A 5,412-nucleotide genomic window follows, 5' to 3' on the forward strand; every position below is an offset into this window, starting at 1 on the left:
GATCGCGCGGACCTGCCTGTCGCCCCGGTCATCGGCGGACCAGTCCATCGCGAAGTCCTGCTCGGGGCGCACCGAGCCGTCCTTCGGCGGCAGGTCGCGCACATGCCCGTAGCTCGCCAGCACGGTGTACTCCCGGCCGAGATAGCCGTTGATGGTCTTGGCCTTGGCCGGCGATTCGACGACGACGACGTCCATTCCGGATCCCCGATTGGCCCGGGGCGGGCCGCTACCGGCTGGCGAGCGCCACCCGGTTCCCCGGCAGCCGCTCGATCCGCCCCTCGAGATCGAGCTCGAGCAGGGCGGCCGAGACGGCGGGCGCGGAACATGGGCAGCGGCGCAGGAGCTCGTCAACCGTCACGGGCGAGGGGGAGAGCAGAGTGCGCAGCGCCGCGAGCGCGGCGGCGACGTCGTCGCCGGGCGGTTCGGCCGCTTCGGTCATCTCGTCGTGAGGCTCCGGCGCGGCCTCCTCGTCCGCCTCGGCGGGGAGCGCGAGGGCGCGCCGCCACGGCTCCGCCGGCGGGCCTTCGGGCAGGTGGGCGAGGATATCCTCGGCGCTCTCGACCAAGTGCCCGCCCTGACGGATCAGGTCGTTGGCGCCGCGCGAGCGCGGGTCGAGCGGGGAACCCGGCACGGCGAACAGCTCGCGCCCGGCCTCGAGCGCGAGCCGGGCGGTGATCAGGCTGCCGGACTTGGGTGCGGCCTCGACCACCACCACGCCGAGCGCGAGCCCGGCGATGATGCGGTTGCGGCGGGGAAACAGCCCGGGCAGGGCGGCGGTGCCGAGCGGCGCCTCGGCGACCACGGCGCCCGTTTCGGCGATGCGGGCCTGAAGCTCGGCATGCTCGGGCGGGTAGGGGCGGTCGAGCCCGGTCGCGACGGCCGCCACCGTCACGCCGCAGGCGAGCGCGCCCTGGTGCGCGGCCGCGTCGATGCCGCGCGCGAGGCCCGAGACCACGACGATGCCGGCCTCGGCGAGGTCGCGCGCCAGCCGTTCGGCGAGCACCCGCCCGCCGGCCGACGCATTGCGCGCGCCGACGATCGCCACGCTGCGCCGCGCGAGATGCGCCGGGTCGCCGAGCACGGCGAGCGCCAGCGGCGCGTCCTCGATGGCGGCGAGGGCGTGCGGGTAATCGGGATCGTCCAGCACAAGGAGACGCGCGCCGAGCCGGGCTAGCGCCTGCTCCTCGGCCTCGGCGGCGGCCTCGTCGGGGACGGTGACGGTGCGGCCGCGCGCGAGCCGCGGCAGGGCGGCGATCGCGGCACGGGCCGAGCCGTGGCGGGCGATCAGCATGCGGGCGGTGATCGCGCCGATCCCCTCGGCGCGGGCGAGCCTCAGCCGCGCACGTCGCTCCGCTGCGTTCACCGGGACTGGCCGATGCGCGGCTCGGTGCCGGCAAGCAGGCGGCGGATATTGCCGGCGTGGCGCGTGTAGATGAGGGCCGCAATCACCACCGAAGCGGCGACCATCCAGCGATCTGCGAACGCGGCGGCGTAGAGGGGGGCGGCGGCGAAGGACACCAGGGCAGAGAGCGAGGAGAGGCGCGCGACCGCCGCGACCGCGAGCCAGGTCGCGCAGGCGGCGAGCCCCACCGGCCACGCCGCGCCGATCAGCACGCCGAGCCCGGTCGCGACCCCCTTGCCGCCGGCGAAGCCGAGCCAGGGCGTGAACATGTGCCCGACCACGGCGGCCACCCCGGCGACCGGGGCGGCCAGTGGCCCGAGCCACCAGCCGGCGAGCAGCACCGCGGCCGCGCCCTTGCCGCCGTCGAGCAGCAGCGTCGCCACGGCGAGATCCTTGCGGCCGGTGCGCAGCACGTTGGTGGCGCCGATATTGCCGGAACCGATCCGGCGCACGTCGCCGAGTCCCGCCGCCTTGGTCAGCACCAGGCCGAACGGGATCGAGCCGAGCGCGAGGCCCAGCAGCGCGGCCAGCGCGAACGTCATCCGAACACCCGCCGCCCGCCCTTCCAGGTGCCGAGCACCTTGCCCTGCACCGGGCGGCCGTCGAGCGGGGTGTTGCGGCTGTTGCCGGCGAGGTCGTCGGCGCGGATCTGCCAGGCGCGGTCGAGATCGAACAGGCAGAGATCGGCCGGCACGCCTTCCGCGAGCCGCCCGGCCGCCACGCCGAGCAGCGAGGCGGGGCGGTGGGTGAGCAGGCCGAGCGCGTCGAGCAAGGGCAGGTGGCCGGCGTGCACGGCGTTCAGCGTCACCGCGAGCAGCGTTTCAAGCCCGACCCCGCCCGGCTCGGCCTGGGCGAAGGGCAGGCGCTTGGCGTCCGTGTCCTGCGGCTGGTGGTCGGAGGCGATGGCGTCGATCGTGCCGTCGGCGAGGGCCGCCAGCACTGCCAGCCGGTCCGCCTCGGTCCGCAGCGGCGGGGAGAGCCGGGCATAGGTGCGCCACTCGCCGATCGCGGTCTCGTTCAGGTCGAAATACGGGGGCGCGGTGTCGCAGGTGACGCGCACGCCCTTGGCCTTGGCGGCGCGGATCAGCTCGAGCGCCTCGGCGGTGCTGACATGGGCGAAGTGGACATGCCCGCCGGTCAGCCCAGCGAGCCGGATGTCGCGCGCGACCATGATCGCCTCGGCGGCGGCGGGGATGCCGGGCAGGCCGAGCATGGTGGCCTGGAACCCCTCGGTGACGGCGCCGCCCGCGGCGAGCGACGGCTCCTCCGGGTGCTGGATGATGAAGGCGCCGAAGCCAGCGGCGTAGGAGAGCGCAAGCCGCATGGTGCGCGCCTCGGCGATCGGGCGCCTTCCGTCGGTGAAGGCCGCCGCGCCGGCCTCGCGCAAGAGGCCGTATTCGGCGAGTTCCCTGCCCGTGCAGCCCTTGGTGGCGGCGCCGTAGGGGATGACCGTCACGCCGAGCGAGCCGGCATGGCGGGCGACGAACTCGACCAGCGCCGGCTCGTCGAGCGGCGGGTCGGTGTCGGGCAGGGCGGCGAGCGTGGTGATCCCGCCGGCGGCCGCGCAGGCGGCGAGGGTGGCGAGGCTCTCCTTGTGCTCCTCGCCCGGCTCGCGCAGGCCGACGCGCATGTCGACCAGCCCGGGGCCGAGGCAGGCGCCTGCGCAGTCGATGCGCTCGGCGCTCTCGGGCGGGGCGGCGGGGTTGAGCGCGGCGATGCGCCCGCCCTCGACCAGCAGCGTGCCGGGCGCGTCGAGACCGGTCGCCGGATCGAGCAGCCGGGCGTTGACGAAGAGCGTGCTCATACGTTGCGCCTGAGGTCTCGCGTCAGCAGGTCGAGCACGGCCATGCGCACGGCCACCCCCATCTCGACCTGTTCCTGGATGACGCTGTGCTGGAGGTCGTCGGCGACCGCGCTGTCGATCTCGACGCCGCGGTTCATGGGCCCCGGGTGCATCACCAGCGCATCGGGCTTGGCCAGCGCGAGCTTGGCCGCGTCGAGCCCGTGGAAGCGGAAGTATTCGCGCGCGGAGGGGACGAAGCTGCGGCTCATGCGCTCCTTCTGGAGCCGCAGCATCATCACGACGTCGGCGTCCTTCAACGCCTCCCGCATGTCGGTATGGACCTCGACGCCGAGCTGCGCCGCGCCGGCGGGCAGCAGGGTGGGGGGCGCGCAGATGCGCACGCGGCAGCCCATGGTGGTGAGCAGGTGGATGTTGGAGCGGGCGACGCGGGAGTGCAGCACGTCGCCGCAGATGGCGACGGTGAGGTTCTCGAGCGTGCCGCGGTGGCGGCGGATGGTGAGGGCGTCGAGCAGGGCCTGGGTGGGGTGTTCGTGGGTGCCGTCGCCGGCGTTGATCACCGAGGCGTCGAGCTTCTGGGCGAGCAGGGCGGCCGCGCCCGACTGGTCATGTCGGACCACCAGCACGTCGACATGCATGGCGTTGAGCGTCATGGCCGTGTCGATCAGGGTTTCGCCCTTGGAGACGGAGGAGCCGGAGGGCGACATGTTGATGACGTCGGCGCCGAGGCGTTTGCCGGCGAGTTCGAAGCTGGTGCGGGTGCGAGTGGAGGCTTCGAAGAACATGTTCATCAGGGTTCGGCCGCGCATGACGTCGCGTGGGCCGCCCTGGCGGTTGAGCGAGATGTAGGTTTCGGCGAGGTCGAGGGCGGCGCGGATCTGGCCTGGGTCGAGGCCGGCGATGCCCAGCAGGTGGCGTCGTTTGCCGACCTGTCGTCCGAATCCGTGTTCCGCCACCTGGGGACTCCCGGCTGTGCGGGGGCGGAGGGAACGCGCGTTGGGGGGTGGGCGTCAAGCGTGGGGTTGGTAGGGGAAGGTCCAGGAAACTCAGTTTCCTGGCGGGTGGGGCCGGGAGGGCGGAGCCCTTCCGGGGTTCTTGGGCGGCCGGAGGCCGGTCCCCGCACTTGGCCCCGGATGGTAGGCACCCGATTCCTGGAACTGACCCAACAGGCACGATAGATATCAATCATCAATTTAGACCAACACAATACTATGAAGATATTGCTCTTTTCTAAGTAAAGATGCTATGCTCGACGAGCCATCCTTTCCACATATTTTTTGCCTTCATTGGTCACAGAAAATTTCTTGCGCGCCTGCTTCGTAGTGCCGTCCTTTCTTTTCTGAATTATAAGTGCGGGCTTCTGTTCTTTATTCCAGTCCAGTGCGCGTGTCACGTTGCCAACACCATGGCCAAGATGCTTGAGCTCCGAATTAATTCTCTGGGACTCCAGCTCTTGGATGCCTTCCTTATATTGCAACCAATAGCCAGCGACCAAGACCTTTTCTCCGTCGGATGACGGAGACACTGCATCGTAGAACTCTGCAAGTGAGTTACTCTCCGATGGCATTCCAGATGAACTGTTTTCATCCCGACCGCCATCTGACTTGGCGGAGCCGCTGGGCGATGAGGCCCGTTCGGTCAGGCCTGGGATGCCAAACCGCGATCCAGCCCAGGCAAGGACCCGCTGGCGCTCATCCTCGGACAGCTCGTTAAGTGCGTGCTCGACTTGCACCATCGCGGCCAGCTCTTTGCTCATGGCCATTTCGGGCATATCGTCCTCTCAACGTATGTGTTGAACCCAGTTTGAGGCCAAAGATATACTCACACTGCAGCGGACATTCGGTCAATGGTGCCCTTGGACAAGCTCACAGACGTCGTTCACTCAGGCGACCTCACGCGTGCTGAGCAACTGTTGCTCTGCCTCGCACAGCTGGGTAATGGAGCACATTCCCTTGGTGAGCTTCGCGCTGCCGCCCGCGCCGTCGGAATTTCAGATGCCAATGTGCCTCGAGACATCCGGAGACTGAAAGGCCTTGTCTTCCAGCGCCATCAAGGATGGGCCTTGACAAGCCCTGGGAAGAGGCGAGCGGACGAGTTACTCAGTGTGACCGACACTCATGTCATAACACAATCTAAGAGCCCATCCGGGAAGAAGTTGAGTCGTTTGAATCGGCTGTGATTCGCTGCGTCAGCAGACGATTCGCGGAGG

At 70.0% G+C, this 5,412-nt stretch carries 5 protein-coding genes and 1 pseudogene; all 6 read right to left on the reverse strand.

The features are described from left to right. Positions 1–195: pseudogene (locus tag ACTIFU_RS12210) on the reverse strand (toprim domain-containing protein); the annotation flags it as partial. Between the two features lie 31 nt (positions 196–226). Continuing rightward, entirely contained in the window at positions 227–1,363 is a 1,137-nt protein-coding gene (dprA, locus tag ACTIFU_RS12215; protein ID WP_439578583.1) for a DNA-processing protein DprA, read from the reverse strand. Then, positions 1,360–1,944: a glycerol-3-phosphate 1-O-acyltransferase PlsY gene (plsY, locus tag ACTIFU_RS12220; protein WP_439578584.1), complete on the reverse strand. Its 585-nt coding sequence runs from the start codon at positions 1,942–1,944 to the stop codon at positions 1,360–1,362. The genes dprA and plsY overlap by 4 nt, the downstream gene beginning before the upstream one ends. After that, a complete protein-coding gene (locus ACTIFU_RS12225; protein WP_439578585.1) occupies positions 1,941–3,206 on the reverse strand; it encodes a dihydroorotase in 1,266 nt (421 codons plus the stop codon). Before ACTIFU_RS12225 ends, plsY begins: the two co-directional genes overlap by 4 nt. Further along, the gene (locus tag ACTIFU_RS12230; protein WP_439578586.1) at positions 3,203–4,159 is read right to left on the reverse strand and encodes an aspartate carbamoyltransferase catalytic subunit; all 957 of its coding nucleotides are present in this window, start codon (positions 4,157–4,159) and stop codon (positions 3,203–3,205) included. Before ACTIFU_RS12230 ends, ACTIFU_RS12225 begins: the two co-directional genes overlap by 4 nt. A gap of 287 nt (positions 4,160–4,446) precedes the next feature. Continuing rightward, positions 4,447–4,959 carry a hypothetical protein gene (locus tag ACTIFU_RS12235; RefSeq protein ID WP_439578587.1) on the reverse strand — a complete coding sequence of 171 codons (513 nt, stop codon included), beginning with the start codon at positions 4,957–4,959 and terminating at the stop codon, positions 4,447–4,449. Positions 4,960–5,412 lie beyond the last annotated feature (453 nt).

Origin of the sequence: Elioraea sp., assembly GCF_051860475.1 — a bacterium.
Taxonomy (GTDB): domain Bacteria; phylum Pseudomonadota; class Alphaproteobacteria; order Acetobacterales; family Acetobacteraceae; genus Elioraea.